This window comes from Streptomyces sp. NBC_00670 (assembly GCF_036226765.1).
GTDB lineage: Bacteria > Actinomycetota > Actinomycetes > Streptomycetales > Streptomycetaceae > Streptomyces.
The window spans coordinates 5,362,279-5,387,535 of record NZ_CP109017.1 but is presented as its reverse complement, the minus strand read 5'-3'; the positions used below and the strand labels follow the sequence as shown (position 1 = coordinate 5,387,535).

Genomic DNA, 25,257 nt, shown 5'->3' with positions numbered 1-25,257 from the left:
TCCGCTCCCCCGGCCGCGCGGCCCTACTCCCCCAGCGCCTCCTCCAGCGCTCGTGCCACCGATGTCGCCTCCCGCGGGGGCAGGGGGCTGCCGGTCTCCCCGGTCACGTAGAAGGCGTCTACGGCGTTGGCGCCCAAGGTGCCGGCGTGCGCGCTGCGCACCCGTACGCCCGCCTTCTCCAGGGCGCGGCCGATGCGGTGCAGCAGGCCGGGGGCGTCCTGGGCGCGGACCTCGATCACCGTCGCGTGCCGGGAGGCGGCCGCGGCGACCGTCACCCGCGGCGGCGGCGCCGGAACCCCCCGGCGGCGCGGGTACGCCGCGTCGCGTTCGGCGAGCCGGGACGCGATGTCCAGGCTGCCGTCCAGCGCCCGTACGAGATCCGCGCGCAGCCGGGTGGCCTGCGGCAGGGAGCCGTACTCGGCGGCGACCCGCCAGTCGAGCACCAGTACGGAGCCTTCGACGCCGTCGGGCGGGTCGAGGGCGCGCAGTTCCGCGGTGCGGACGGTGAGCCGGTGCAGGGCGAGGACGCCGGCGACGGCGGGCAGGACGCCGGTCTGCTCGGGTACGGCGATCAGCAGTTCAACGCCGAGCGGTTCGGGCCGGTCGCGGCCGGGGTCGTCGTCGGCCGGGGGTTCGGCGCGGGCGTGCAGGGCGAGGACCGGGCCGCCGGTGCGCAGGGCCTCGACGGCGAGGCGTTCCTGTTCGGCGGTGGGCGCGGTGGTGTCGGGCTCGGCGGGGGTGTCCCCGGCGAGCCGGGCGGCGACGCGGGCGACGAGGTCGGCGACGAGGGAACCGCGCCAGGAGGACCAGGCCGCGGGCCCGGTGGCGAGGGCGTCGGCCTCGGTAAGGGCGTGCAGCAGTTCGAGGGTGCCCTGGGAGCCGACGGCGTCGGCGACCGCGCGGACGGTGGCGGGGTCGTCCAGGTCGCGCCGGGTGGCGGTCTCGACGAGGAGCAGGTGGTGGCGGACGAGGGTGGCCAGGACGGTGGCGTCGGCGCGGTCGAAGCCGATGCGGGCGGCGGCGTCGCGGGCGATGGTCTCGCCGGTGACGCTGTGGTCGCCGGGCCAGCCCTTGCCGAGGTCGTGCAGCAGGGCGGCGACCAGGAGGAGGTCGGGGCGGCCGACGCGGCGGGTCAGCGCGGAGGCGCGCACGGCGGTCTCGATCAGGTGCCGGTCGACGGTCCACAGATGGACGGCGTTGCGCTGCGGGCGGCAGCGGACGCGTTCCCAGTCGGGCAGCAGCCGGGTGATCAGTCCCTCGGCCTCCAGTGCCTCCCAGACGTCGACGGTGGGGCGGCCGGCGCCGAGCAGGGTGACGAGCTGTTCGCGGGCCTCGGCGGGCCAGGGCGTGGGCAGGGGGCGCGTGGTGGCGGCGAGGCGCCGTACGGCGTGCGGGGAGAGCGGGAGCCCGGCCTGTGCGGCGGCGGCCGCGGCGCGCAGGGGGAGCACGGGGTCGCGTTCGGGGCGTGCGGTGCGGGCGAGCACCGCCTCGCCGTCCTGTTCGACGACGCCCTCGGCGAGCGGTGAGCGTTCGGCGGGCTGCTTTCCGCCGCCGCCCAGCATGGCGCGCAGACGGGGGCGTACGGCGCGGGAGCGCAGTACGCGCCCCACTTCGCGCCAGGTGACGTCGCCGGCGTACGAGAGGACGCGCGCCGCCTCGTAGACCTGGCGCAGCAGGGCGTCGGCGGTCGGCAGGCCGAGGGCGGCAGCGACCTGGTCCTGTTCCTGGAGGGCGAGGCGGTCGGTGGCGCGGCCGGTGGTGAGGTGGAGGGCGTCGCGGACGTCGAGGAGGCGGCGGCGGGCGTCGTCGAGTCCCTCGCGGGGGGCGTCGGCGAGCCAGGAGGCGGCGACGGCGCGCAGGGCGGTGGCGTCGCGCAGTCCGCCGCGGGCCTCCTTGAGGTCGGGTTCGAGGAGGTAGCGCAGTTCGCCGTGGCGGGCGGCGCGTTCGGCGCACAGTTCCTGGAGCTGTGGGAGGCGTTTGGGGGCCTGGTTGCGCCAGTCGGCGAGGACGGTGGTGCGGGTGGCGGTGGTGAGGGCGAGGTCGCCGGCGAGGTGGCGGGCGTCGAGGAGGCCGAGCTGGACCTTGAGGTCGTCGGCGGCGGTCCTGCGGGCCTCGGCGGGGGTGCGGACGGAGTGGTCGAGGGCGAGGCCGAGGTCCCAGACGGGGTACCAGAGGCGGTCGGCGAGGGCGGCGACGCGGTGGGGGTCGGTGCCGTCGTGGAGGAGGAGCAGGTCGAGGTCGCTGCGGGGGGAGAGCTCGCCGCGGCCGTATCCGCCGACGGCGACCAGGGCGACGCCACGGGTGCCGGCGGAGCCGGTGTCGCTTGCGGTGCCGGCGGCCGCGGCCGCGGTGGTGAAGAGGGTGGCGAGCCAGTTGTCGGTGAGGTGGGAGAGGGCGGTGCGGCGTGCGGGGCCCTGGGGCGTGCCCTCGGTGAGAAGGCGTACGCGGGCGGCGGCGTAGCCGGCGGGGTCGTCCGGGGGGCTGTCCCCATGGGGGTGGTGCACGGACGGCTCCTTCGTACGGAGGGGTGGGATGACCTGGGACCGGGGCTCCGGCTCGCTTTCGCAGTCGGGGCGCTCCCCGGTGAGGGGCGCGGGGAACTGCGCGAAGTACCCCCACCGGCCCGCGGCCGACAACGCACCGAGGGACGGCCCCGCGCCCCACGGGCGCGGGGCTCAGCGCGTCACAGCGCGTCCGGACCGCGCTCACCCGTGCGGACGCGTACCACCGTGTCGACGGGGAGGGACCAGACCTTGCCGTCGCCGATCTTGCCGGTGCGGGCGGCCTTGACGACGACGTCGATGAGCTGGTCGGCGTCGTCGTCCTCGACGAGGACCTCGATGCGGATCTTGGGCACGAGGTCGACGGTGTACTCGGCGCCCCGGTAGACCTCGGTGTGGCCGCGCTGGCGGCCGTACCCGCTCGCCTCGGTGACGGTCAGGCCGTGGACGCCGAAGGCCTGCAGCGCTTCCTTGATCTCGTCGAGCCGGTGCGGCTTCACGACCGCGGTGATGAGCTTCATGCGTCCACCTTCTTGGAGGCTGCGGAGGCCGCGGCGAGCGGGCCCGGTGCCAAGGAGCCGATCGTGCCGCCGCCGGCTCCGGTGTGGTCGTAGGCGGTCTCGGCGTGTTCGGCCTGGTCGATGCCGGACATCTCCTCGTCCTCGGTGACGCGCATGCCGAGCGTCCTGTCGATGAGGAAGGCGAGGATCGCGGAGGCGATCAGCGAGTAGGCGAGGACGCCGAAGACACCGGCGCACTGCTTCCAGAACTGGTCGAGGCCGCCCCCGTAGAAGAGGCCCTTGACGTCGGACTGGCCGCCGCCGCTGGCGAAGAGGCCGACGAGGAGGGAGCCGGCGATGCCGCCGACCATGTGGACGCCGACGACGTCGAGGGAGTCGTCGTAGCCGAAGCGGTACTTCAGGCCGACGGCCATGGCGCACAGCACACCGGCGATGGCACCGACGGCGATCGCGCCGAGCGGGGAGACCGCGCCGCCGGAGGGGGTGATGGCGACCAGCCCCGCGACGGCGCCGGAGGCGGCGCCCAGCGTGGTGAACGCGCCGTGACGGATCTTCTCGTAGGCGAGCCAGGCGAGCATCGCGGCGGCGGTGGCGACCTGGGTGTTGACGAACATCAGCGGGCCGACGCCGTCGTCGTTGCCGAGCCAGGACCCGGCGTTGAAGCCGAACCAGCCGAACCACAGCAGCCCCGCACCGAGCATGACGAGCGGCAGGCTGTGCGGGCGCATCGGGTCCCGCTTGAAGCCGACGCGCTTGCCGATGACGAGGATCACGCCGAGCGCGGCCGCACCGGCGTTGATGTGGACGGCGGTGCCGCCGGCGAAGTCGATGACGCCGAGGTCGAAGGCCCAGCCGCCGGTGCCCCAGACCCAGTGGGCGACCGGGAAGTACACGATCGTGGCCCACAGGGTGAGGAAGAGTGCCCAGGCGCTGAATTTGACGCGGTCCGCGAGGGCGCCGCTGATCAGGGCGGGTGTGATGATCGCGAACATCAGCTGGAAGACGGCGAAGACGTAGACCGGGATGGTGTAGCCGCTCCACAGTTCCATCTTGCCGATGCCGGTGAAGCCGACGAAGTCGGAGGACCAGCCGAGGACGGAGCCCCTGTCGGTGCCGAAGGCGAGGGAGAAGCCGTAGAGCACCCAGAGGATGGTGACGATGCCCAGGCTGATGAAGCTCATCATCAGCATGTTCAGCGTGCTTTTGACGCGGACCATGCCTCCGTAGAAGAAGGCCAGGCCCGGGGTCATGAGCATGACCAGGGCGGAACAGATGAGCATGAAGCCTGTGTTGGCGGACGAAAACTCCGGTGCGTCCGCCGCGAGCGTGACGGCTGGTGCCATCGGCGTCTCCTCGTCGTGTGGTGCGGCCCCGTACGGCCCCGTGGGGGTGAAGCCTGAGCCGGGAGGATGGGAGGGGTGGGCCGGTTATGCGCCATGAGCGTCGCGCAGCGCGGTTTCGGTCGGCGCCCCTCGGTGTTTCGCCGCAGTGACGAAGGCAGCCTGTGTGTTACGCCTCGGTGAACTGTCCGAGGCGGGACTTTCGGTGTCCGTGGCCGTCCCGCCGCGGGCCTCAGACGGCTTCGGCGGTCTCGGGCAGGTGGACGGCGAGCTGCTCGGTGAGGTCGACGACGTCGGCGAGGTCGCCGAAATCGCGTACGGCCGCGTCGACCGTTTTGCGGATGCGGGTGTTGACGCGTTCCGAGCGGACCTTGCGGGCCACGTCCAGCGCCTGGCGGGCGCGGACGACGCCCTCTTCGGGCTCGCGCTGGAGGAGGTGGACGGTGGCCAGGCCGATGAGGTTGAGGGCGTACGACCGCTGGTGTTCGGTGTCCTGGGCGAAGAGGTCGACGGCCTCGCGCATCACGGGTTCGGCGAGCCCGGCGTAGGCGGGGCTGCGGCCGGCGACATAGGCGAGGTCGCGGTAGGAGTGCGAGTTCTCGCCGTGGAGTTCGGCGGCGGAGAAGAAGCGGATCCAGTCGGGGTCCGGCTCGTCCCAGTCGTCGGCGTCGGCGAAGGTGTCCTCGGCCATGCGGACGGCCCGCTTGCACCGGCCGGGCTGGCCCATGTTGGCGTAGGCGCGGGCCTCCATCGCATACAGCATGGCCTGGGTGCGGGGGCCGGCGCAGTCGCGGCTGCCGTACTGGGCGAGGTGGACCAGTTCGAGCGCGTCCTCGGGGCGGCCGAGGTGGATCATCTGGCGGCTCATGCTGGAGAGGATGTACGAGCCGAGAGGGCGGTCGCCGGCCTCCTTGGCGGCGTGCAGCGCGAGGACGAAGTACTTCTGCGCGGTGGGCTGGAGCCCCACGTCGTAGCTCATCCAGCCGGCCAGTTCGGCCAGCTCGGCGGCGACCTTGAACAGGCGGCGGGCGGTGGCGGCGGGCTGGGGTTCCTGGAGGAGGTCGGTGACCTCGTGGAGCTGGCCGACGACGGCCTTGCGGCGCAGGCCGCCGCCGCACTGGGCGTCCCACTGCCGGAACATCACCGTGGTGGTCTCCAGGAGTTCCAGCTCGGGGCGGGAGAGCCGGCCCCGGCCGCGCGAGGAGGCGGAGGTGGGTTCCTCGCGCGGCGGGGCGGGCGGTCCGGGGACCAGCCAGCGCTGCATGGGTTCGATGAGGGAGGGGCCGGCGGCCAGGCCGAGCGCGGTCCCGAGGAAGCCGCGCCGCGCCAGCATCAGGTCGCTGCGCGAGAACTCGCTGATCAGGGCGACGGTTCCGGGGCCCGTCCACGGCAGGTCGACGCCGGAGACCGAGGGGGCGCGGTGGGCGGCGCGCAGCCCCAGGTCCTCCACGGCGACGACGCAGCCGAAGCGCTCGGAGAACAGCTCGGACAGGATGCGCGGGATCGGCTCGCGGGGGTTCTCGCCGTCGAGCCAGCGGCGTACGCGGGAGGTGTCGGTGGAGATGTGGTTGGCGCCGAGCTGGCGGGCCCGGCGGTTGACCTGGCGGGCGAGCTCGCCCTTGGACCAGCCGCTGCGCACGAACCATGACGTCAGCAATTCGTTCGGGCGCTTGTCAGCGATCGTGCCGCTTCCGCCGTTGCCGCCCACTGGAACGCCCCCATCCCTCAAACCACGTGTGCGCCGATGCGCCGAACGCCCTACCAGGATGCCGGTCCGCGCCGCCTCCGTCCGCCGGTTCTCACCCATCGAACGGAAAACCGCCTTGCCTCCGGCATACCCACGAGTGCATGCGCCCCAGGACTCGTGCACTCACAGTAGTCCCACGATCACCCTTCCAACCACGGCCGTTTCAGAAACGCCACCATTCGCCACCCCTTCGAATGAACTCACGGTGCCGGGTGCGCGATTCACTTGACACATGACGGCCGGGGATGGGCGGACGGATGCACGACGGGGCGCGCGGCGGGGAGCGCACCACCCCGGGTGCTGCCCGCGCCGGACGGCGCCGGCCGCGGCGTTCCTGCCGCCCACGTCGGCCGGGCCCGGCCGTGACAACCGCGCCGGGGACTCACGGTCACGCTTCGCTGCGGTGCGTAACCAGCTGCGCGCCGGACCCGTTGGAGGGGGTATGGGCTTCACGATCGGCTCCACTCGGACCAGGACCATCCGCGACCTCAGGTCCGGCGCCCGGCGCCGCGGCCGGTCACCGGAGTGCACCGCCGTCGCCGAGTACACCGGCCTGTGGGGCTGGGACGTGGTGCCCGGGGCGCGGACCGCGGCGGGCGCCTGTTCCTGCGGGCGGGCCGGCTGTCCGGAGCCGGGGGCGCATCCGCTGGACTTCGCGGCGCCGGTGCGGGCGGGGGCCACACTCGACGAGGCGTACCGGGCGTGGGCCGAGTTCCCGGGGGCCGCGGTGATGCTGCCGGTCGGGCGGGCGTTCGACGTGATCGAGGTCGGTGAGGCGGCGGGGTGGCGGGCGCTGGTGCGGATGGAGCGGATGGGGCTGCCGGTGGGACCCGTGGCGGTGACGCCGGAGGGGCGGGCGCAGTTCTTCGTGGCGCCCGGGGGTGCGGCGGAGTTGCCGGGGTTGTTGTACCGGATGGCGTGGGAGGACGCCGCGCTGGATCTGCGGGGGTTGGGGGTGGGGGCGTGCATCACGGCTCCGCCGTCGGATCGGGCGGGGCGGGGGGTTGTGCGGTGGTTGCGGGCGCCGGGGGTTGAGGCGGGGGGTGTGTTGCCGGCGGCGCGGTTGTTGATCGGGACGTTGGCGTACGTGGCGCATCGGTCGCGCTCACGGGTGTAGGGGGTTCGCTGCGCGGGGGTGCGGGGCGTTGCGTGGGGTCGCCTTGGGCTTCTTCGCCCCCGCCGCCCTTGCCCTTCCCATCCTTACAAGGGGCTCCGCCCCTTGGACCCCGGGAGAGCTCGGGTGGGTGGGGTTGAGTGAGGAGTGCGGGTGAGTGGGGGCTTGTCGCGCAGTTCCCCGCGCCCCTGTGGGGCGCGGGGGGACCGTGTTAGTCGCCGATCAGGGCGTCCACGAACGCTTCCGGTTCGAAGGGGGCCAGGTCGTCGGCGCCTTCGCCGAGGCCCACCAGTTTCACCGGGACGCCGAGTTCGCGTTGGACCGCGACGACGATGCCGCCCTTGGCGGTGCCGTCGAGCTTGGTCAGGACGATGCCGCTGATGTCGACGACCTCGGCGAAGACGCGGGCCTGGACGAGGCCGTTCTGGCCGGTGGTCGCGTCGAGGACGAGGAGCACCTCGTCGAGCGGGGCGTGCTTCTCCACGACGCGCTTGACCTTGCCGAGCTCGTCCATCAGGCCGGTCTTGGTGTGCAGCCGGCCGGCGGTGTCGATGAGGACGACGTCGGCGCCGGCCTCGATGCCCTCCTTGACCGCGTCGAAGGCGACGGACGCGGGGTCGCCGCCCTCGGGACCCCGCACCGTACGGGCGCCGACCCGCTCGCCCCAGGTCTGCAGCTGGTCGGCGGCGGCGGCGCGGAAGGTGTCCGCGGCGCCGAGCACGACGTTGCGGCCGTCGGCGACGAGGACGCGCGCGAGCTTGCCGGTGGTGGTGGTCTTGCCGGTGCCGTTGACGCCGACGACCATCACGATGCCGGGGGTGTCGAGGTTCGAGTCGGTCTTGACCGTGCGGTCGAACTCGGGGACCAGGATCGTCAGCAGTTCCTCGCGCAGCAGGGTGCGCAGCTCCTGCGGGGTGCGGGTGCCGAGGACCTTCACGCGCGCGCGCAGCCGTTCGACCAGTTCCTGGGTGGGCTGGACGCCGACGTCGGCGGTGAGGAGGGTGTCCTCGATCTCCTCCCAGGTGTCCTCATCGAGGTGCTCCCGGGAGAGGAGGGTGAGCAGGCCCTTGCCGAGCGCGTTCTGCGAGCGGGAGAGGCGGGCGCGCAGGCGGATCAGCCGGCCGGCGGTGGGCTCCGGGACCTCGATCGCGGGGGCGGGCGGAGCCGGGGGCTCCTCGACGACGACGGGGGCGGTGCCGCCGCCGGGTAGGTCGACCTCCTCGATGGTCCGGCGCGGTTCCTCGCGCGGCGTCTCGGCCTCGTCGCCGACGTGCGGCTCGGCCGGGGGGGCGGTGATGTCGGGCGTCGTGGGGGGCGCCGGGGGCAGCGGCTTCTTTCGGCGGCTGCCGACCACGAGCCCGCCGAGCGCGCCGATCACGACCACGGCGATGACTACAGCAAGGATGACGATTTCCATAACGCGTCCCAGTATGCGCGACGGGGTGCGCGCGGGAAGGGCTCCGCCTCTGCGCGCGGGGTGCGTTGTCGGCCGACGGCCGGTAGGGGCGGCGGGGGCGAAAAACGTCCCAGCGCCCCCGTCGAACACCGCCGCCCCGCCCCCGGAGGGGCAGGGCGGCGGGCGGGTGAGGAGAGGGGCAGCGGGGACTTGGCCCGTCTCCTCGGTCTCGGGACGGGCGCGTCAGCCCATTTCCTCCAGGGCCTTGCCCTTCGTCTCCTTGACGTACCGCAGCACGAACGGAATGGAGAGCGCGGCGAACGCCGTGTAGATGATGTACGTCCCCGACAGGTTCCAGTCGGCCAGCGAGGGGAAGCTCGCGGTGATCGCCCAGTTGGCGATCCACTGCGCGGACGCGGCCACACCGAGTGCGGCGGCGCGGATCCGGTTGGGGAACATCTCGCCGAGGAAGACCCAGACGACGACGCCCCAGGACAGCGCGAAGAAGAGGACGAACACGTGGGCGGCGACCAGGGCGACCCAGCCCTGTGTGGCGGGCAGCTTGCCGTCGACGAGGTGGGCGGAGAAGGCCCAGGCCTCCAGGGCGAGGCCGACGACCATGCCGACGGAGCCGATGAGCGCGAGCGGCTTGCGGCCGATCCGGTCGACGAAGATCATCGCGATCACGGTGCCGATGATGTTGATGATCGACGTGGTGAACGAGTAGAAGAACGAGGCCGAGGGGTCGATGCCCACCGACTGCCACAGCGTCGAGGAGTAGTAGAAGGCGACGTTGATGCCGACGAACTGCTGGAACACCGACAGGCCGATGCCGATCCAGACGATCTTCTTGAAGAAGAAGCTGCCGCCGAGCAGATCGCGGAAGCTGGACTTCTCCTCGCGCTTCATGGCGTGCTCGATCTCGGCGATGCGGGCGTCGAAGTCGATCTTGTCGCCCTCGACCTCGGCGAGGATCTCGCGGGCGCGCTCGCGCCGGCCGACGGAGATCAGGAAGCGGGGCGACTCGGGGATCGCGAAGGAGAGCAGGCCGTAGAGGACGGCCGGGACGACCATGACGCCGAGCATGACCTGCCAGGCCTCGAGGCCGATCAGCTTGCCGCGCTGGTCGCCGTCGGCGGCGTTGAGGATGCCCCAGTTGACGAGCTGGGAGACGGCGATGCCGACGACGATCGCGGCCTGCTGGAAGGAGCCGAGACGGCCGCGGTAGGCGGGCGGGGCGACCTCGGCGATGTAGGCGGGGCCGATGACGGAGGCCATGCCGATGGCGAAGCCGCCGATGATGCGCCAGAGGGCGAGGTCCCACAGGGCGAACGGCAGGGCGGAGCCGACGGCGCTGATGGTGAACAGGACGGCGGCGATCTGCATGCAGCGGATGCGGCCGATGCGGTCGGCGATCCGGCCGGCGGTGGCGGCGCCGATGGCGCAGCCGATCAGCGCGATGGCGATGACCTGGGCCAGTGCGGCGGAGCCGATGTCGTAGCGGTCGCGGATGGCTTCGACGGCGCCGTTGATGACGGAGCTGTCGTAGCCGAAGAGGAAACCGCCCATCGCGGCCGCCGCCGCGATGAAGATGACGTGCCCGAGATGTTCGGGGTGAGCCGCTCCGGCTCCGGGTCGGGGTGCCTGCGTAGTGCTGGTCACGTGTACAACTCCTCGGGCCACCGGCCTCGCTGCCGGTGTGGGGTCAGCCCTCGCGGATGCCGCTTGTGGCGACACCTGAAGGTAAAAACAACATGACAGAGGCTATGCCTTCAAGTTCCGAAGTCAATAGGGTGACGGATGTGAGATTTTCGAGGTTCGGGGACGCGAGTCACCATCATTCGTTCATTTCTTGAAGAACAGGGGGTCGGCGCCCTTCACTGACCGACGCCTCGGCACACCCTCTGCCCGATGCCCCGGCGCATCCTCCGGCCGACGCGTCAGTGCAGCCGCTGGCTGATGACCTTGGAGACCCCGTCACCCTGCATGGACACGCCGTACAGCGCGTCGGCGACCTCCATCGTCCGCTTCTGGTGCGTGATCACGATCAGCTGCGACGCCTCCTGCAACTCCTGCATGATCCGGATGAGCCGCTGGAGGTTGGTGTCGTCGAGCGCCGCCTCGACCTCGTCCATGACGTAGAACGGGCTCGGCCGGGCCTTGAAGATCGACACCAGCAGCGCCACCGCCGTCAGCGACCGTTCGCCGCCGGAGAGCAGGGAGAGCCGCTTGACCTTCTTGCCCGGGGGCCGTGCCTCGACGTCCACGCCCGTGGTGAGCATGTGGTCGGGGTCGGTGAGGAGCAGCCGTCCCTCCCCGCCGGGGAAGAGCCGGCCGAACACGCCCTCGAACTCGCGTGCGGTGTCCCGGTAGGCGTCGGTGAAGACCTGTTCGACGCGCTCGTCGACCTCCTTGACGACCTGGAGCAGGTCGGCGCGGGTCTTCTTGAGGTCCTCCAGCTGTTCGCTGAGGAACTGGTGCCGCTCCTCGAGCGCCGCGAACTCCTCCAGGGCCAGCGGGTTGACCTTGCCGAGCTGCTGGTAGGCCCGCTCCGCCGCCTTCAGCCGCTTCTCCTGTTCGGCGCGGACATAGGGCCGCGGCAGGTTGCGGGGGTCGTCGGGGTCGTCGGGCAGCTGTTCGCCCTGGGCGGGGGGCGAGGGCGGCACCAGTTGGCCCGGGCCGTACTCGGCCACGAGGCCTGCCGGTTCGACACCGAATTCCTCCAGGGCCTTGGTCTCCAGCTGCTCGATGCGCAGCCGCTTCTCCGCTCCTAGTACCTCGCCCCGGTGAACTGAATCAGTGAGTTTGTCGAGTTCCGCCTTCAGGTCGCGGCCCTCGGTGCGGGCCCGGGCCAGTTCCTGTTCCCGCCGCACCCGTGCGGCCTCGGCGGCGGCGCGCTCGGCCTCGGCCCGGCCGACGGAGACCTCGACGTGGGCGAGGAGCTGGCGGGCGGCGGAGGCGACGGCCCGGGCGACGGCGGCCTCGTGCCGCAGCCGGGCCCGCCGGTGTTCCGCACGCGCGCGTGCCTCGCGTTCGGCGCGGGCGCCCCGGTCCAGCGCGTCGGCCCGGCCGGCCAGCGACTTGACGCGTTCCTCGTGGGTGCGGGCCTGGAGGCGGGCCTCCATCTCGGTCTGCCGGGCGTTGGCCCCGTCGGCGGCGAGCCGGTCGCGGGCGGCGGTGTCGGGCTCCTCCTCGACGGGCATCTCCTCGGCCACGGCGAGCCGCTCGGCGAGTTCCTCGGCCTCCTCGCGGGCGGATTCCAGCGCTTCCTGGGCGCGGGCGGCCGCGGCGGTGGCGCGTTCGGCCTCCCCGGCGGCGGCGCGGGCCTGTCCGGCGAGCCGGCCGAGCTGCTGGGCGACACCGGACTTCTCCCGCTCGGCCGCCCGGCGCTTCTCCCCCAGTTCCTCGACGAGGGCGGCGCACTCGGCGCGGCGGGCGGTGGCGGCCTGCTGGGCATCGGCCAGCTCCGCGCACCGCACGGCCAGTTCCTCCAGCTCGGCGGCGGCCTCGTCGACGGCGGCCTGCACCTCCAGCAGGCTGGGCGCCCCGGCGGAGCCGCCGTGCGCGTGGTGCGCCCCGAGGACGTCGCCCTCGGCGGTGACGGCGGTCAGTCCGGGCCGGGCGCGGACCAGCTCCTCGGCGTCCTGGAGGGTGTCGACGACGACGTGGCCGCGCAGCAGCCGGCGTACGGCGGGCATCAGTTCGACGGGGCCGCGGACGAGCCCGGCGGCGTACACGAGGCCGTCGGCCTCCTCGGGCGGTACGTCGTCGGGGGCGCCGGCGAGGAGCAGGGTGGCGCGGCCGGCGTCCTGTTTGCGCAGCAGGCGCAGGGCGTCGGCGGCGGCGGCCGGGCCGGTGACGGCGAGGGCGTCGGCTGCGGTGCCGAGGGCGGCGGCGACGGGGATCTCGTGGCCGGGTGCGGGGGTGAGGAGTTCGGCGGCGGGGCCGAGCAGTCCAGTGAGGCGATCGCGGGCGGCGAGCAGGGCGCCGGTGCCGTCCTTGCGGCGCAGTCCGGTGGCGAGGGCGTCGTGGCGGGCGCGGGTGGCGGCGCGTTCGCGTTCGGCGGTGGTGGTGGCCTCGCGGGCGGCGGTGAGGGCGGCCTCCGCCTCGGTGAGGGCGCGGCGGGCGGCCTCGTGGCGTTCGGCGAGTCCGGCGTCGTCGGCGTCCAGTCCGTCGACCTCGGCCTTGAGTGCCTCGTACTCCTCCTGGGCGGCGACGGCACGTTCCCGCGCCTCGTCGCGGGTGGCGGCCAGGCGTTCGATCTCGGCCTGGGCGGAGGCGGCGCGGGAGCGGGCGGCGTTGACCTGGCCGCCGAGCCGGGCCAGTTGCTCGCGGCGGTCGGCGAGGGCGCGGGCGAGGTCCTTGAGGCGGCGCTCCTCCTGGGCGAGCGCGCGTTCGAGTTCGGCGCGGTGGGCGACGGTGTCCTCCAGCGCGCGCTGGGCGGCCTCCAGGGCGGCTTCGAGTTCGGCCTCCTGTTCGCGGATGCGGGCGGCCTCGCGCTCCATGTCCTCCGGGTCGCGGCCGCGCCGTTCCTCCTCGGGCGCGGAGGTGGCGCTCTGCACGCGCGCGTCGGCGAGCGAGACGGTGCCGCGGACGCGTTCGGCGAGCTGGGAGAGCTCGTAGAAGGTCTGCTGGGCGCGCTGGAGCCGCGGGGTGAGCCGGCGCACCTCCTCCTCGAGGGCGGCCTCGCGCCGCAGGGCCTCGCGCAGGGCCTGTTCGGCGGTCTCCTTGCGTTCCTTCAGGGCGGCCTCGTCGGCGATCTCGGCGTCGAGGGCCTCGCGCTGCCGTACGAGGTCGTCGGCGAGGAGGCGGAGGCGGGCGTCGCGCAGGTCGGCCTGGATGACGGCGGCGCGGCGGGCGACGGCGGCCTGCCGGCCGAGCGGTTTGAGCTGCCGCCTCAGTTCGTCGGTCAGGTCCTGGACGCGGGCGAGGTTGGCCTGCATCGCGTCCAGTTTCCTGAGCGCCTTCTCCTTGCGCTTGCGGTGCTTGAGGACGCCTGCGGCCTCCTCGATGAAGGCGCGGCGGCCCATGGGGTCGGCGTGCAGGACGGAGTCGAGCTGGCCCTGGCCGACGATGACGTGCATCTCGCGGCCGATGCCGGAGTCGGAGAGGAGTTCCTGGATGTCGAGGAGGCGGCAGGTGTCGCCGTTGATCTGGTATTCGCTGCCGCCGTTGCGGAACATGATCCGCGTAATGGTGACCTCGGCGTACTCGATGGGCAGGGCGCCGTCGGAATTGTCGATGGTCAGGGAGACCTCGGCGCGGCCGAGCGGGGGGCGGCCGGTGGTGCCGGCGAAGATGACGTCCTCCATCTTGCCGCCGCGCAGGGATTTGGCGCCCTGTTCGCCCATGACCCAGCTGAGCGCGTCCACGACGTTGGACTTGCCCGAGCCGTTCGGTCCGACGACGCACGTGATTCCCGGTTCGAACCGGAGCGTGGTCGCCGAGGCGAACGATTTGAACCCGCGGAGGGTCAGGGCCTTGAGGTGCACGCCGTCGGACTCTACCCGCCGCCCCGCACGCTCTCCATGAACGTGCGGGTCCTTGCGGTTTCACGCATGAATGTGCAGGGCACATCATCCGTGAAGGAAGTGAAAGGGTGCGGGGACAACAACTGAACACGCAAGGAACGCGCATGCGGGAATGACAAGAAAGAAGGGACGCCGAGGCGTCCCTTGCCACTCTTGGTGCGTGTGTTCGGTGCTTGTTCCGGTACGAGCGTCGACAACCGAGCGGTGGGTACGGGTGACCCGGTCACTGCCGTGTTGCCGGGAGCGTGGCAGCGATCAGGTGAGCGCAGGCTCCGCCTGGTGTGCGTCTACGTGCTCCATGATCCTGTCGTGAGAGGCGGCAGCCGCGAGCGCGTCGTTCTCGGCCTGGATCCGTACGAGTTCGGTTTCCAGGTCCTGGACACGCTGCTGAAGCCGTCGCATCTCGGCGAGGAGTCGAGGGTCGGAGCCACCGACGTAACCGAGAAGCGCCTTTGCCATGATGGATGGTCCTCCACAATGAGTGACCGACCGAAGCGGTGTGGGTCGTGAGGGAATCGGATCCGCGGTGCTTGGCACTGCTGCTGTGGTGCTGCCGTTCTGCCATGCCAAACAGCTGAGGTGCGCGGGGCTTTCAGCGTCTCACCAAAAAGTTTGACGGTCAACACGATCACGCCGTGGCGGGGGACGGCCCGGGGGCGCGCGGCCCGGTGCGGGCGGCGGCGCTGCTCTCGGCGGGGTCCTCGGACGCATACGCCGGTGTCAGGTGCGGAGCCTGCCACGGCGGCCGCTTCTTGGCAACCACCAGGACTTTTCTGTGTGTGACGGCGCCGGGGCCGCGTCCGCGCCGGTGTGCGGGCGGCGCGGACGCGGCGGGTGTCAGCGGATGGCGAAGCCGTCGTAGCCCCCGCGAGGTGTGTCCCAGATCTCGGTGACGCCGTCCACCCTTCCGGGCGTGTCCTGGCCGCGCAGCCACCGCAGCAGCCCCTCGCAGTGCTCCCGGGGGCCCTCGGCGACCACCTGGACCCGTCCGTCCTCCAGATTGAGAGCAAAGCCACTCAGCCCGCCGAGTTCGAGTGCCCTGGCCCGGGTGAACCAGCGGAAACCCACTCCTTGCACCCGTCCGCGCACCCACGCCACCAGCCGCACATCGTCGTTCATGGCCGCACGCTAACCGGTCAATGTGCGTCCGGGCACTTCCCTCCTCCGCGCCATGGGGTACCGTCCCCACCCAATGAATCCCATGTGAAACTCACACGATCGTGTGAACCGATGGTGTGCCGATCACGTAAAGAGGCTGAGCGGGTGTGCGCCGAGTGCACACGAGTCGCCCGCGCGCTGAGGAAGCACTGAGGAAGAGGCCAGAAGATGGGACGCCACCGACGCTCCGACGCCGGCCGCGCCGCCACGGGCCCGGCCGGCCACGCGGGCCGGGTGAGCCAGGCGCAGGAGACGCCCGCGGAGCACTACGGCCCGGAGAACCTCTACGGCTTCGCCGCCGTCCTGGAGGCGGAGCAGCGGGCGACCCGTTCGCACCGCCGGAAGAAGGCCGCCACCCCGATGCGCACCGGGCTGCTCGGCGTCTCGGCCGCCGTGGCGCTGGGCACCGCCGCGGTCGCCACCGGGGTACTGCCCGGTGGCAGCCAGTTCAAGATCGGCGGCAGCTCCGACGACGTCCGGGCCGGCGGCACCCCGACCGGCTTCGAGACCCAGCAGGGCGGCGCCGGCAGCACCGTCGAGGACGCCCCCGGGTCCGCCACGCCGGGGCAGGGCACGAGCGACTCCGCCTCGCCGTCCGCCTCCGAGAGCAGCGCGAAGCCCTCGAAGAAGCCGTCGCGGAAGACCAAGGAGCCGGCGAAGAAGAAGCCCGCGCCCTCGGCGACCGAGGGCGGGTCCGGTTCCGCGTCGGACTCCGCTTCCGGCAAGACGGTCCCCCCGCAGCGCGAGGCCACGAAGGACCCGGAGAGCAGCGCCCCGGTCGCCACCTCCGCCGAGGCCGCGGCCGAGGCGCGGGTGCTCCAGCTCGTCAACGAGGAGCGCGCGAACGCGGGCTGCCAACCGGTGGCGGCCAACAGCGCGCTGCGCGGCCTCGCGGCGGCGTTCAGCGAGGACATGGACGCGCGGAACTTCTTCTCCCACACCGACCCCAGCGGCAACGACCCCTGGGAGCGGGCCAAGGCGGCCGGCATCACCGGTCTCGGCGGCGAGAACATAGCCATGGGCCAGGCGACCGCCGAGGCCGTCATGGAGTCCTGGATGAACAGCCCCGGTCACCGGGCCAACATCCTCAACTGCGACTTCAAGACGCTCGGCGTGGGCGTCCACTTCGGCTCCGGCGGCCCCTGGTGGACGCAGGACTTCGGGTACTGACGACCTCCGCGCGGGCCGTGCGCGCTTTCTTACGGTGAGCGCTGCCTGGGAGTGAGCGCTGTGGCGCAGTACAGTGCCGCCATGGCGACCTCCCCTGCCGGTACGGACTCCCCCAGCGGTTACGCGTTCGACGTGTTCGCCCGCGGCTGCCCCTCCCGGCGCACCCTCGAGCACGCGACCGGACGCTGGGGTGCGCTCACCCTCGGGGCGTTGTACGACGGCACGCTCCGCTTCAACGAGCTGCGGCGGCGGGTGGACGGGGTCAGCGAGAAGATGCTCTCGCAGACCCTGCACGCGCTGGAACGGGACGGACTGGTCCTGCGGGACGCCCGGCCGACCAACCCGCCCCGGGTCGACTACTCCCTCACCCCGCTGGGCCGCGAGGTGGCCGAGCGGCTGATCGCCCTGATCGCCTGCCTCGAGGGCAGCATGGACGAGGTCCTGGCCGCCCGCGAGCGCTACGACGCCCGTGAGGGCCTGCCGCGACGGAGCTAGAGCGTCACCCTCGGCGCCCGCTGGCACTTCGGGCAGAAGTAGCTCGACCGGTTCATCCACGGGCGCCGCCGCATCGGCGTCGCACAGCGCCGGCACGGCAGGTCCTCGCGGCCGTACGCGTCGAGCGAGCGGTCGAAGTAGCCCGACTCCCCGTTGACGTTGACGTAGAGGCTGTCGAAGCTGGTGCCGCCCACCGCGAGGGCCGCGTTCATGACGTCCCTGATGTGGCCGAGGAGCGCGGCGGTGCCGGGGCGGGTGAGGGTCGCCGTGGGGCGTTCGTAGTGCAGGCGGGAGCGCCACAGCGCCTCGTCCGCGTAGATGTTGCCGACGCCGCTGATCAGGGACTGGTCGAGCAGGGCCCGTTTGATCGTGGTGCGCTTGCGGCGCAGCGCGAGGTGGAAGGCGTCGTCGTCGAAGAGGGGGTCCAGCGGGTCGCGGGCGATGTGCGCGATGACGTCGGGCAGCCCGTCGGGGGTGGTGTCGTGCAGCGACAGTCCGCCGAAGGTGCGCTGGTCGACGAAGCGGAGTTCGGTGCCGAGTGCGTCGTCGAAGCGGACGCGGACGCGCAGGTGTTTCTCGGCGGGCGCCTCGTGCGGCTGGACCAGGAGCTGGCCGCTCATGCCGAGGTGGGCGAGGACCGCCTCGTCGGCGTCGTCCAGCGGCAGCCACAGGTACTTGCCGCGGCGGGCCGGGGTGCCGACCCGGTGGCCCTTGAGCCGCTGCGCGAAGTCCACGCCGCCGGCCGGGTGCCGCCGTACCGCGCGCGGGTGCAGCACCTCGACGTCGGCGACGGTGCGGTGGGCGACCCACCGCTCCAGTCCGCGCCGGACGACCTCGACCTCGGGCAACTCGGGCATGGTGGGCTTCCGTTACTCCTCGTGAGCGCCGGGAACCGCAGGCACCCGCTGGGACGGTCCGAGCGCCCGCCCCGGTGGTGGGGGCGGGCGCTCGGGATGTGTCAGGCGGAGGCGGCCGCCTCGTCGGCGTCCGTGGCGGCTCCGGCCGCCTTGGCACGCTCGTCGGCGGCGGCACGGATGGAGCGCCAGGCCGACTCCGCGGCCTGCTGCTCCGCCTCCTTCTTGCTGCGGCCGGTGCCGGTGCCGTACGAGACGCCTCCGACGCGGGCGGCAGCAGTGAAGGTCTTCTCGTGGTCCGGGCCCGTCTCCGTGACCAGGTACTCGGGGACGCCGAGCCCTTCGGTCGCGGTGAGTTCCTGGAGGCTGGTCTTCCAGTCCAGGCCGGCACCCAGGTTCGAGGACTTCTCGATCAGCGGGTCGAACAGGCGGTGCACCAGTTCGGAGGCCGCATCGAGGCCCTGGTCGAGGTAGACCGCGCCGATCACCGCTTCGAGGGTGTCGGCGAGGATGGAGGCCTTGTCCCGGCCGCCCGTGCCCTCTTCGCCCCGGCCGAGCCGGATGAAGGAGCCCAGGTCGAGCCCACGGCCGACCCCCGCCAGCGCACGCGAGTTGACCACCGCGGCCCGCAGCTTGGCCAGCTGGCCCTCGGGCAGGTCGGGGTGGGTGCGGTACAGCGTGTCGGTGACGACGAGACCGAGCACGGAGTCCCCGAGGAACTCCAGACGCTCGTTCGTCGGCAGACCGCCGTTCTCGTACGCGTACGAACGGTGGGTCAGCGCGCGCACCAGAAGGGCGGTCTCGAGCTTGTAGCCGAGCCGCCCTTCCAGAAGCGTGTGGGACGAGGCCGCGTTGTCCGCCGAGCCGGCCCCGCCGCGGCGGGGACCACTTGTGGCGTCAGACATCAGACCTGTCACCAGCCGATCAGACCTCGAGGACCTGACGCTTGTTGTACGTGCCGCACGACGGGCACGCGATGTGCTGCAGCTTCGGCTCGTGGCAGCGCTCGCACGCGACCAGGGTGGGGACCGCAGCCTTCCACTGCGACCGGCGGTGGCGCGTGTTGCTGCGCGACATCTTCCGCTTCGGAACAGCCACGGCTACTTCTCCTGCTTCTCGTCGGCGCCCGAATCGGTGCCGCTCGTGTCGTCCTTGTCGCCGGATTCGAGTGAACCGGCGATTCCCTGCAATGCCGCCCAACGGATGTCGACGGCGTCATGGTGGTGGTCCGGGTCGTCCGCGAGCCGCACCCCGCACTCGGAGCACAGGCCCGGACAGTCGTCCTGGCACACCGGCTGCATCGGCAGTGCGAGCACCACCGCATCGCGCAGCACGGGTTCGAGGTCGATCAGATCGTCCTCGACGAAGTACCTGTCCTCGTCGTCCTCGGCGTCGTCGCCCGGTTCCGCGCGCACGCGGCCCCGGTCGTCGGCGTCAGGGTACGAGAACAGTTCCTGGAACTCCGCCTCGGTCTCCTGCCGGAGCGGCTCCAGACACCTTACGCACTCCCCCTCGGCCGTGGCACCGGCGGTACCCGTGACGAGCACGCCCTCCATGACCGACTCCATCCGGAGATCGAGTACGACCGGGGCGCCCTCGGGCACTCCGATCACCCCGCGGACACCGAAGTCCTTGGGGGCGTCGACCGTGCGGGTCAGCCGCCGCAGCGCACCAGGACGCCGCCCCAGCTCGTGCGTGTCGATCACGAGGGGGTTGCGGTGGTCGAGGCGGGCGTTCAGGGCCATTCCTGCTTTCGGTCTTCGAACTCCGGGGAGTTCCGGGGGGAGGTCGCCGCCGGGGATGTTCCGGGCAGCGTGGATCGCGGATGCACGCGCGACCGAAGGGCCAGGATACTGGACCATCCGCGACGGCCCAAACCGCGTCCCGTCCGGCCACCGGCGGCCGGGGCCCTCAGTGGCCGCCGCGCCCCTCCTCGTACGCCCGCAGCTGCTCGGCGCTGATCATGCTGGTGTCGAAGAGGCTGGTCTCGTCCAGGGTGTGGGCCTGGGCCGGCACCTGGCCGTAGACCTGTGCCTGGGCCTGGGCCTGCTGGTCGTAGGCGGCCTGGGGGTCGTAGCCCTGCTGCTGGTAGGCGGCGGCGTACGGGTCGGCCTGCGCGTAGCCGTACGGGTCCTGCGGGGCGTAGGCCTGCTGCGGGTAGCCGTAGGCGTCGGTGCCCTGGCCGCCGTCCCCGTAGGCGTCGGCGCCCTGTCCGTCGCCGTAGGTCTCGGACTGGCCGTAGCCGTACGGGTCCTGCTGCTGGGCGGCGACGGCGGGCTGCTCGGCGGGGGCGGGCGGTGCGCCGCGCTGCTGCGCGGGCGCGGCCGGGGTGTCGGAGAGGGCGGCGAGGTCGGCGAGGTAGTCGGCGTCGCTGGTGTGCCGGCCGGGGGCGCCGTCGTCGTTCAGGGCGAGGGCGCCGAGTTCGTCGGTGGCGATGCGGCCGTGCAGCTTCTGCCGGCCGCGGCCGACCGCGTCCAGGGTCTTGGCGAGGACGGCCTCGAAGGCGCCGAGCTTGACGTCCACGTAGGCGTCGGCGTCGCGGCGCAGGGTCTCGGGGTCGTGGCTGCGCTCGGGGGCGTCCTCGTCCTCGTAGCCGTTCTCGTCGAGTCCCGGGCCGGTGCCGAGCAGCTTCTCGCGGCCGCGGCCGACGGAGCCGAGGGTCTTGGTGAGGACGACCTCGAAGTTGGCGAGCTTGGAGTCGACGTAGTCGTCGGCCTCGGCGCGGATCTCCTCGGCCTCCCGGCGGGCCTCGTCCAGGATGCGGTCGGCCTCGGCCTGGGAGCGGCGCGCGATCTCGGTGTCGGAGATCAGGGAGCCGCGTTCGGCGTGCGCGGTCTCGATGATCCGGTCGGCCTCCTGGCGGGCCCGTTCCACCAGGTGCTCGCGGTCGCCGATGAGTTCCTCGGCCTGGGCGAGGGAGCCGGGCAGCGCCGCGCGCACCTCCTCGAGCTGGGAGAGCAGTTCGGCGCGGTTGACCACGCACGAGGCCGACATGGGCATCGACCGGGCGCCGGAGACCGCGGCGACGATCTCGTCGAGCTTCTTCTGCACGTCCACCGTGTGCTCGTTCTGCACGTCCACCGTGTGCTCGCCACTCTCTACAGGGGTGTTGGAGACGGACGGTCCGACTGTACGGCCCCGGAGCGGGCGCCGGACAGCGGGTGAGCCGTGCGCGGCCCGCAGGCGTGCGGCGGGTGTCCCGGCGGGCGGACGGTCAGCTCTTGCGCAGGCGTCCGTCCAGGGCGGCCAGGACGGCGGGCGGCACCAGGTGGGAGACGTCGCCGCCCCAGGCCGCGACCTCCTTGACCAGCGAGGAGGACAGGAAGCTGTAGGTGGGGTTGGTGGGCACGAAGAGGGTCTCCACGCCCGAGAGTCCGTTGTTCATCTGGGCCATCTGCAGTTCGTAGTCGAAGTCGCTGACGGCACGCAGCCCCTTGACGATGGCGGGGATCTCGCGCTGCTTGCAGAAGTCGACGAGGAGGCCGTGGAAGGACTCCACGCGGACGTTGCCGAACTCCGCGGTCTCCCCGCGGATCAGCTCGATCCGCTCCTCGACCTCGAAGAGGCCCTTCTTGGACTTGTTGATCATCACCGCGACGTAGACCTCGTCGTACAGCCTGGAGGCGCGGGCGATGATGTCGAGGTGTCCGTTGGTGATCGGGTCGAACGACCCGGGACAGACTGCGCGGCGCAACTGTGATCCCTCGCTCTCCGGTCCGGTCATCGTGCGTCTTCGCACGTAGAGGCGGCGCGACCGTACCAAAACGTTCCCTCGCCGTAGCGGCGGGACCGCAGTGCGTCGAAGCCGTCCGGCCACCGGAACTCGCCGCCCCTGGTGCCGCGCTCCACGGTGACGAGGGCGTCGGGCGCGAGCCAGCCCCCGGTACGGAGTGTGAGCAGGATCTCCCGGAGAGCGTCGTCGGCGACGGCGTACGGCGGGTCCAGGAAGACCAGGTCGTACGGGTCCGGCGGGGGCGCGGTACGGACGGTCTGCTCGGCCTTGCCGGCCCGGACCTCGGCGCCTGGCAGCCCGAGGGCGCGGACGTTCTCCCGGACGGTGCGGGCGGCGCGGGCGTCGGCCTCGACGAGCAGGACGTGCCCGGCGCCGCGCGAGAGGGCCTCAAGGCCGACGGCGCCGGAGCCGGCGTACAGGTCGAGGACGCGTTCGCCGTCCAGGGGTCCGCCGAGGAGGGACTGCCAGGTGGAGAACAGCCCCTCCCGGGCCCGGTCGGAGGTGGGCCGGGTGCCGTTCCCCGGCGGCACGGCCAACCGCCGCCCCCCGGCCCGGCCGGCAATAACGCGGGTCATGTTTCGTGCGCTTCCTCGATGCGGTGGACGGTCCACACCCAGTGTCGCAGCCGGGATCCTACGGGGGTGCGGCGACGTCATGACCGGGTCGTGGGCGAGTGCGGGCCGTACCTGGCCGGTCGCAGTTCCCCGCGCCCCTGTCGGGCGCGTTACCCGTCCGTCCGCGTGGACAGTTCCGCTATGCGCCGTGCCTCCGCCCGCCGGTTGACCGCCGTATCGGACTCCACCCCGTGCGCCTCCTCCGGCGCAACCTCCCCGTACACCTCCAGCACCTTCCCCGCCCGTATCCCCGCCGCTCCCCGCTCCCCCAGATCGAGCTCCAGCCACGCCGCCGCCAACTCGGCCCCCGTCCGCAGATCGACGGCCCCCTCGCCCAGCGACCCGTACACGGCGACGGCCTCGTCCAGATGTCCGAGCGCCTCCTCGAACAGGGGACGAAACGCCTCCTCGCCCTCGTCCTCGTCCGCGTCGGCGCTCCGCGCCACCAGGTCCCCGAACTGCCGGAACGTGTGGCCCAGTTCGGCGACCACCCGCTCCCGAGCAGCCCCGTCCCCGTCCCCCTCTTCTTCCACGGACCCCGCCGCGTCGCGGCACACCCGCACCGCCTCCCCCATCAGTTCCCGCGCCCGCGCGGGCCCCCCGTCTGCCGTCTCCCCGCCCGCCGCGAGCCACGCCCGGGCCCGCAGCGAGCGCACCAGGCCGTGGACGTTGTCCAGGCCCCGCCACAGTTCCGCCGCCCGCCGGTAGGCGCGGTCGGCCTCGTCGGACAGCCCGGCCCGCCCCAGCGCCTCGGCGGCCAGATGCGCGAGCATCGCGTGGTCGCGCTGCTCGGGCCAGTGCCGCGCGGTCTCGGCCGCCTGGAGCCAGCGCTCGGCGGCCAGCCGGTGTTCGCCCAGCTCGGTGTGGCAGTCGCCGAGCCACCACTGGGTCTGTACGACGGCCCCGTCGCCGTGCGTCCCGGCGTCGAGGTCGAGCAGCGCCGACTCCAGCACCTCGGCGGCCTCGGCGAACCGCCCCTGGCGGAGCAGGAACCCACCGAGCAGATGGCGTGCCCAGGCACCCAGGGTCGGGGCCTCGCCCGCCTCGTCGGCCCAGTGCGCGGCCTGGAGGGCGTGCTCGGCGGCCTCGGGGAACTCCCCCTTCTCGCCCAGTACCTCGGCGAGCCGGAGGTGCGACTGGGCCTGCCCGAGCGGGTCCAGGTGGTCCGCGCCGTGCTCCAGGGCGGCGCGCGCGGCCCGTTCGGCGCCGGCGGTGTCGTCGAGCCGGCGGGCGAGTCCGACCAGCCGGGCCTCGTGGTCCGCCGCGAACCACGGCAGTCCCGCCGTCACGTACTCCCCGGCCGCGGCGGTGAGCAGTCCGGCCGCGCCCCGGAGGTCTCCGGTGTGCGCGGCGAGTTCGCCGAGCGTCGCGCGGGCCTCGGCGGCCCGGGAGGCGATCCGCGGCTCGTCCGTGTGCGGGCGGGTGAGGTCCAGCAGCTCCGCCGCCGCCTCGCCGGCGGCCCGTACAGCTGCCTCCGCGGCGGCCTCGTCGTCGTGCTCCTGGAGCGCGAGGTGCAGCAGTATCCGCATCCGGCAGACGAGCACGGACGCGGCCTGCGACACCCCCGTGCCGCCCTCGGCGTGCAGCGCGAGGGCCGTGCGGCGCAGTTCCCCGGCGCTCTCCAGGGGCTCCTCGCCGCCGACGGTGAGCGCGCGTACGTAGGCGGCACGCGCGCGTGCGGCCAGGGCCTCGCCGGGGTCGCCGGCCTCCTCGTAGAGCGCGGCGGCCCGTGCGAACAGTGCGGCGCCCTCGGGGCCGCTGCCCATCGCCTCGTGGTCGGCGATCTCGGCGCGGTCGCGGGCGGCCAGTGCGCGGTCCCCGGCGGCCTCGGCGACCGCCGCCCAGGCCCGTATGGAGTGCGGGTGCAGGGCCTTGGACTGCCGGCGCGCCTCGGCGAGCAGATCCTCGAACCCGGGTGCGGCGGCCGGTGCGTCCACCGGCCGGGGTACGACGGGCCGGGGTGCCGGGTGTGCGGGGCTCGGCGTGCGCACGCCGAGCGGCAGCCGGTCGACCAGGGGCTGCCGGTTCATGCGCGCGCGGACGTGCTCCCCGATGTGCGGAGTGCCGTTGCGGGCGTCGAAGCGGTCGGCCAGGGCGAGCGCCTCGGCGCGCGCGTGGCGGGCGAGGGTTTCGGCCGTCCAGTCGCGCCCGGCGGGTCCCGGTACGGTCCGCCCGCCGTGGCCGAGTGCGACGAGCCGGTCGGTCAGCAGGGTGACGACGGCGAGGAAGTCCATGTGGCTGCGCGGTTCGCCGGTGTCGGTGAAGTACGCCGGGCGTTCGGCGAGCAGTTCCAGGGCGCGGGCCTCGTTGCCGGTGAGCGCGCAGAACTCGACGTGGTCGGCGTAGGAGCCGCGCATGCTCTCCATGGGGCGCACCAGGCGCAGTCCGCGCAGATGGTGCGCGCGGGCCTCGTCCGGGCGGCCGAGGCGAAGCAGCGGCAGGAGGGAGGAGGCGAGCACGGCGTGCGGTTCGTGGGCGCAGGAGTGGGTGCCGTCGAGGACGGGTGCCCACAGCTCCAGCGCCTCGGCGTCGTTGCCCTGGTGCGCCTGCCACCAGCCCTGGTCGTGGAGTTCGCAGGCGTGGCAGTCGGCCATGGAGTCGCGGTCGGCGGCGAGCCAGGCGGTGTAGGCGCGGTCGGCGCGCGCCAGGTCGCCGATGTGCGAGGCGACGCTGAACTCGCAGTTGCGCACGGCCCGTTCGGTGTGTCCGGCGAGCCGGTAGCGGTGTTCCATCTCGCCGAGCCACTTCTCGACGGCGGCGAGCGGGATGTGCGGCTGGCCGAGCATGCCGGCCGTCATCCACTTGAACACCCAGTGCAGGGTGTGGATCTCGTACTCGTCGAAGTCCTCGGGGTGTTCGTCCCACAGGCGCAGCAGGCGCGCGAAGGGGACGAACATCTTGTCCTTCTCGGAGCTGTAGTTGTAGACCTTCAGCTGGTGTCCGAGCGCCTCGATGACGGCGAGGGGGATGCCGAGTTTCTCCGCCTCCGCGAGGAGGACCTCGGCACGGGCGTTGCGGGCGGGACCCTCGGGCTGTTCGTAGTTGTCCGCCATGGCGCGGCGGAGGGTGTCGAAGTCCATGAC

The 25,257-nt window shown here is 72.9% G+C and carries 20 protein-coding genes; 3 read left to right on the top strand and 17 right to left on the bottom strand.

What is annotated here, in order from left to right:
- Nucleotides 1–23 precede the first annotated feature (23 nt).
- The 4 genes from OIE12_RS24045 to nsdA form a co-directional block, all read right to left on the bottom strand.
- Nucleotides 24–2,504, bottom strand: coding sequence for a [protein-PII] uridylyltransferase (locus OIE12_RS24045; protein ID WP_329138621.1), 2,481 nt, complete (start codon nucleotides 2,502–2,504; stop codon nucleotides 24–26).
- Between the two features lie 179 nt (nucleotides 2,505–2,683).
- Nucleotides 2,684–3,022 (bottom strand): P-II family nitrogen regulator, encoded by a 339-nt coding sequence (locus OIE12_RS24040; RefSeq protein ID WP_329138619.1) that lies wholly within the window; start codon nucleotides 3,020–3,022, stop codon nucleotides 2,684–2,686.
- Entirely contained in the window at nucleotides 3,019–4,365 is a 1,347-nt protein-coding gene (locus tag OIE12_RS24035; protein WP_329138617.1) for an ammonium transporter, read from the bottom strand. Before OIE12_RS24035 ends, OIE12_RS24040 begins: the two co-directional genes overlap by 4 nt.
- Nucleotides 4,366–4,594: 229 nt before the next feature.
- The gene (nsdA, locus tag OIE12_RS24030; protein WP_329138615.1) at nucleotides 4,595–6,070 is read right to left on the bottom strand and encodes a transcriptional repressor NsdA; all 1,476 of its coding nucleotides are present in this window, start codon (nucleotides 6,068–6,070) and stop codon (nucleotides 4,595–4,597) included.
- 481 nt (nucleotides 6,071–6,551) lie between these two features.
- Here nsdA and OIE12_RS24025 point away from each other — a divergent pair, with 481 nt between their 5' ends.
- Entirely contained in the window at nucleotides 6,552–7,226 is a 675-nt protein-coding gene (locus OIE12_RS24025) for a bifunctional DNA primase/polymerase (protein WP_329138612.1), read from the top strand.
- A gap of 208 nt (nucleotides 7,227–7,434) precedes the next feature.
- Here OIE12_RS24025 and ftsY read toward each other — a convergent pair whose 3' ends face one another.
- From ftsY to OIE12_RS24000, 5 genes are all read right to left on the bottom strand, one after another.
- Complete coding sequence (gene ftsY, locus OIE12_RS24020; RefSeq protein ID WP_329138610.1) at nucleotides 7,435–8,640, bottom strand: signal recognition particle-docking protein FtsY; 1,206 nt, start codon at nucleotides 8,638–8,640, stop codon at nucleotides 7,435–7,437.
- Nucleotides 8,641–8,862: 222 nt separating this feature from the next.
- Entirely contained in the window at nucleotides 8,863–10,281 is a 1,419-nt protein-coding gene (locus OIE12_RS24015; RefSeq protein WP_329138608.1) for a sugar porter family MFS transporter, read from the bottom strand.
- Nucleotides 10,282–10,559: 278 nt separating this feature from the next.
- Nucleotides 10,560–14,111 carry a chromosome segregation protein SMC gene (smc, locus tag OIE12_RS24010; protein ID WP_329138607.1) on the bottom strand — a complete coding sequence of 1,184 codons (3,552 nt, stop codon included), beginning with the start codon at nucleotides 14,109–14,111 and terminating at the stop codon, nucleotides 10,560–10,562.
- Between the two features lie 294 nt (nucleotides 14,112–14,405).
- On the bottom strand, nucleotides 14,406–14,609 hold the full coding sequence (locus tag OIE12_RS24005; protein WP_006139578.1) for a hypothetical protein: 204 nt from the start codon (nucleotides 14,607–14,609) through the stop codon (nucleotides 14,406–14,408).
- A 378-nt stretch (nucleotides 14,610–14,987) separates the two neighbouring features.
- A complete protein-coding gene (locus OIE12_RS24000; protein ID WP_329138605.1) occupies nucleotides 14,988–15,269 on the bottom strand; it encodes an acylphosphatase in 282 nt (93 codons plus the stop codon).
- A 207-nt stretch (nucleotides 15,270–15,476) separates the two neighbouring features.
- Here OIE12_RS24000 and OIE12_RS23995 point away from each other — a divergent pair, with 207 nt between their 5' ends.
- Together OIE12_RS23995 and OIE12_RS23990 are read left to right on the top strand one after the other, a co-directional pair.
- The gene (locus OIE12_RS23995; RefSeq protein WP_329138603.1) at nucleotides 15,477–16,478 is read left to right on the top strand and encodes a CAP domain-containing protein; all 1,002 of its coding nucleotides are present in this window, start codon (nucleotides 15,477–15,479) and stop codon (nucleotides 16,476–16,478) included.
- Between the two features lie 81 nt (nucleotides 16,479–16,559).
- Nucleotides 16,560–16,973, top strand: a complete 414-nt coding sequence (locus tag OIE12_RS23990; RefSeq protein ID WP_329138600.1) for a winged helix-turn-helix transcriptional regulator — start codon at nucleotides 16,560–16,562, stop codon at nucleotides 16,971–16,973.
- Here the strand turns inward: OIE12_RS23990 and mutM are convergent.
- The 8 genes from mutM to OIE12_RS23950 form a co-directional block, all read right to left on the bottom strand.
- Nucleotides 16,970–17,830 (bottom strand): bifunctional DNA-formamidopyrimidine glycosylase/DNA-(apurinic or apyrimidinic site) lyase, encoded by an 861-nt coding sequence (gene mutM / locus OIE12_RS23985; RefSeq protein WP_329138598.1) that lies wholly within the window; start codon nucleotides 17,828–17,830, stop codon nucleotides 16,970–16,972. The genes OIE12_RS23990 and mutM overlap by 4 nt on opposite strands.
- 101 nt (nucleotides 17,831–17,931) lie before the next feature.
- The gene (gene rnc / locus OIE12_RS23980) at nucleotides 17,932–18,732 is read right to left on the bottom strand and encodes a ribonuclease III (RefSeq protein ID WP_329138595.1); all 801 of its coding nucleotides are present in this window, start codon (nucleotides 18,730–18,732) and stop codon (nucleotides 17,932–17,934) included.
- 19 nt (nucleotides 18,733–18,751) lie between these two features.
- On the bottom strand, nucleotides 18,752–18,925 hold the full coding sequence (gene rpmF / locus OIE12_RS23975) for a 50S ribosomal protein L32 (RefSeq protein WP_007493396.1): 174 nt from the start codon (nucleotides 18,923–18,925) through the stop codon (nucleotides 18,752–18,754).
- A gap of 2 nt (nucleotides 18,926–18,927) precedes the next feature.
- Complete coding sequence (locus tag OIE12_RS23970; RefSeq protein WP_329138593.1) at nucleotides 18,928–19,572, bottom strand: YceD family protein; 645 nt, start codon at nucleotides 19,570–19,572, stop codon at nucleotides 18,928–18,930.
- A gap of 166 nt (nucleotides 19,573–19,738) precedes the next feature.
- Nucleotides 19,739–20,884 carry an ATP synthase F0 subunit B gene (locus tag OIE12_RS23965; RefSeq protein ID WP_329142165.1) on the bottom strand — a complete coding sequence of 382 codons (1,146 nt, stop codon included), beginning with the start codon at nucleotides 20,882–20,884 and terminating at the stop codon, nucleotides 19,739–19,741.
- 157 nt (nucleotides 20,885–21,041) lie between these two features.
- Nucleotides 21,042–21,521 carry a pantetheine-phosphate adenylyltransferase gene (coaD, locus tag OIE12_RS23960; protein ID WP_329142164.1) on the bottom strand — a complete coding sequence of 160 codons (480 nt, stop codon included), beginning with the start codon at nucleotides 21,519–21,521 and terminating at the stop codon, nucleotides 21,042–21,044.
- Between the two features lie 26 nt (nucleotides 21,522–21,547).
- Nucleotides 21,548–22,135 carry a 16S rRNA (guanine(966)-N(2))-methyltransferase RsmD gene (gene rsmD / locus OIE12_RS23955; RefSeq protein WP_329138592.1) on the bottom strand — a complete coding sequence of 196 codons (588 nt, stop codon included), beginning with the start codon at nucleotides 22,133–22,135 and terminating at the stop codon, nucleotides 21,548–21,550.
- A gap of 149 nt (nucleotides 22,136–22,284) precedes the next feature.
- Nucleotides 22,285–25,254 (bottom strand): tetratricopeptide repeat protein, encoded by a 2,970-nt coding sequence (locus tag OIE12_RS23950; protein WP_329138590.1) that lies wholly within the window; start codon nucleotides 25,252–25,254, stop codon nucleotides 22,285–22,287.
- Nucleotides 25,255–25,257: the final 3 nt, after the last annotated feature.

Coding starts and splice junctions, on each gene's coding strand:
- OIE12_RS24000 (WP_329138605.1), bottom strand. CDS start 15,269: ATGAACGACGATGTGCGGCTGGTGGCGTGGGTGCGCGGACGGGTGCAA.
- OIE12_RS23990 (WP_329138600.1), top strand. CDS start 16,560: ATGGCGACCTCCCCTGCCGGTACGGACTCCCCCAGCGGTTACGCGTTC.
- rnc (WP_329138595.1), bottom strand. CDS start 18,732: ATGTCTGACGCCACAAGTGGTCCCCGCCGCGGCGGGGCCGGCTCGGCG.
- OIE12_RS24025 (WP_329138612.1), top strand. CDS start 6,552: ATGGGCTTCACGATCGGCTCCACTCGGACCAGGACCATCCGCGACCTC.
- OIE12_RS24040 (WP_329138619.1), bottom strand. CDS start 3,022: ATGAAGCTCATCACCGCGGTCGTGAAGCCGCACCGGCTCGACGAGATC.
- OIE12_RS23950 (WP_329138590.1), bottom strand. CDS start 25,254: ATGGACTTCGACACCCTCCGCCGCGCCATGGCGGACAACTACGAACAG.
- rsmD (WP_329138592.1), bottom strand. CDS start 22,135: ATGACCCGCGTTATTGCCGGCCGGGCCGGGGGGCGGCGGTTGGCCGTG.
- OIE12_RS23970 (WP_329138593.1), bottom strand. CDS start 19,572: ATGGCCCTGAACGCCCGCCTCGACCACCGCAACCCCCTCGTGATCGAC.
- OIE12_RS24035 (WP_329138617.1), bottom strand. CDS start 4,365: ATGGCACCAGCCGTCACGCTCGCGGCGGACGCACCGGAGTTTTCGTCC.
- OIE12_RS24005 (WP_006139578.1), bottom strand. CDS start 14,609: ATGGCAAAGGCGCTTCTCGGTTACGTCGGTGGCTCCGACCCTCGACTC.
- mutM (WP_329138598.1), bottom strand. CDS start 17,830: ATGCCCGAGTTGCCCGAGGTCGAGGTCGTCCGGCGCGGACTGGAGCGG.
- OIE12_RS23995 (WP_329138603.1), top strand. CDS start 15,477: ATGGGACGCCACCGACGCTCCGACGCCGGCCGCGCCGCCACGGGCCCG.
- ftsY (WP_329138610.1), bottom strand. CDS start 8,640: ATGGAAATCGTCATCCTTGCTGTAGTCATCGCCGTGGTCGTGATCGGC.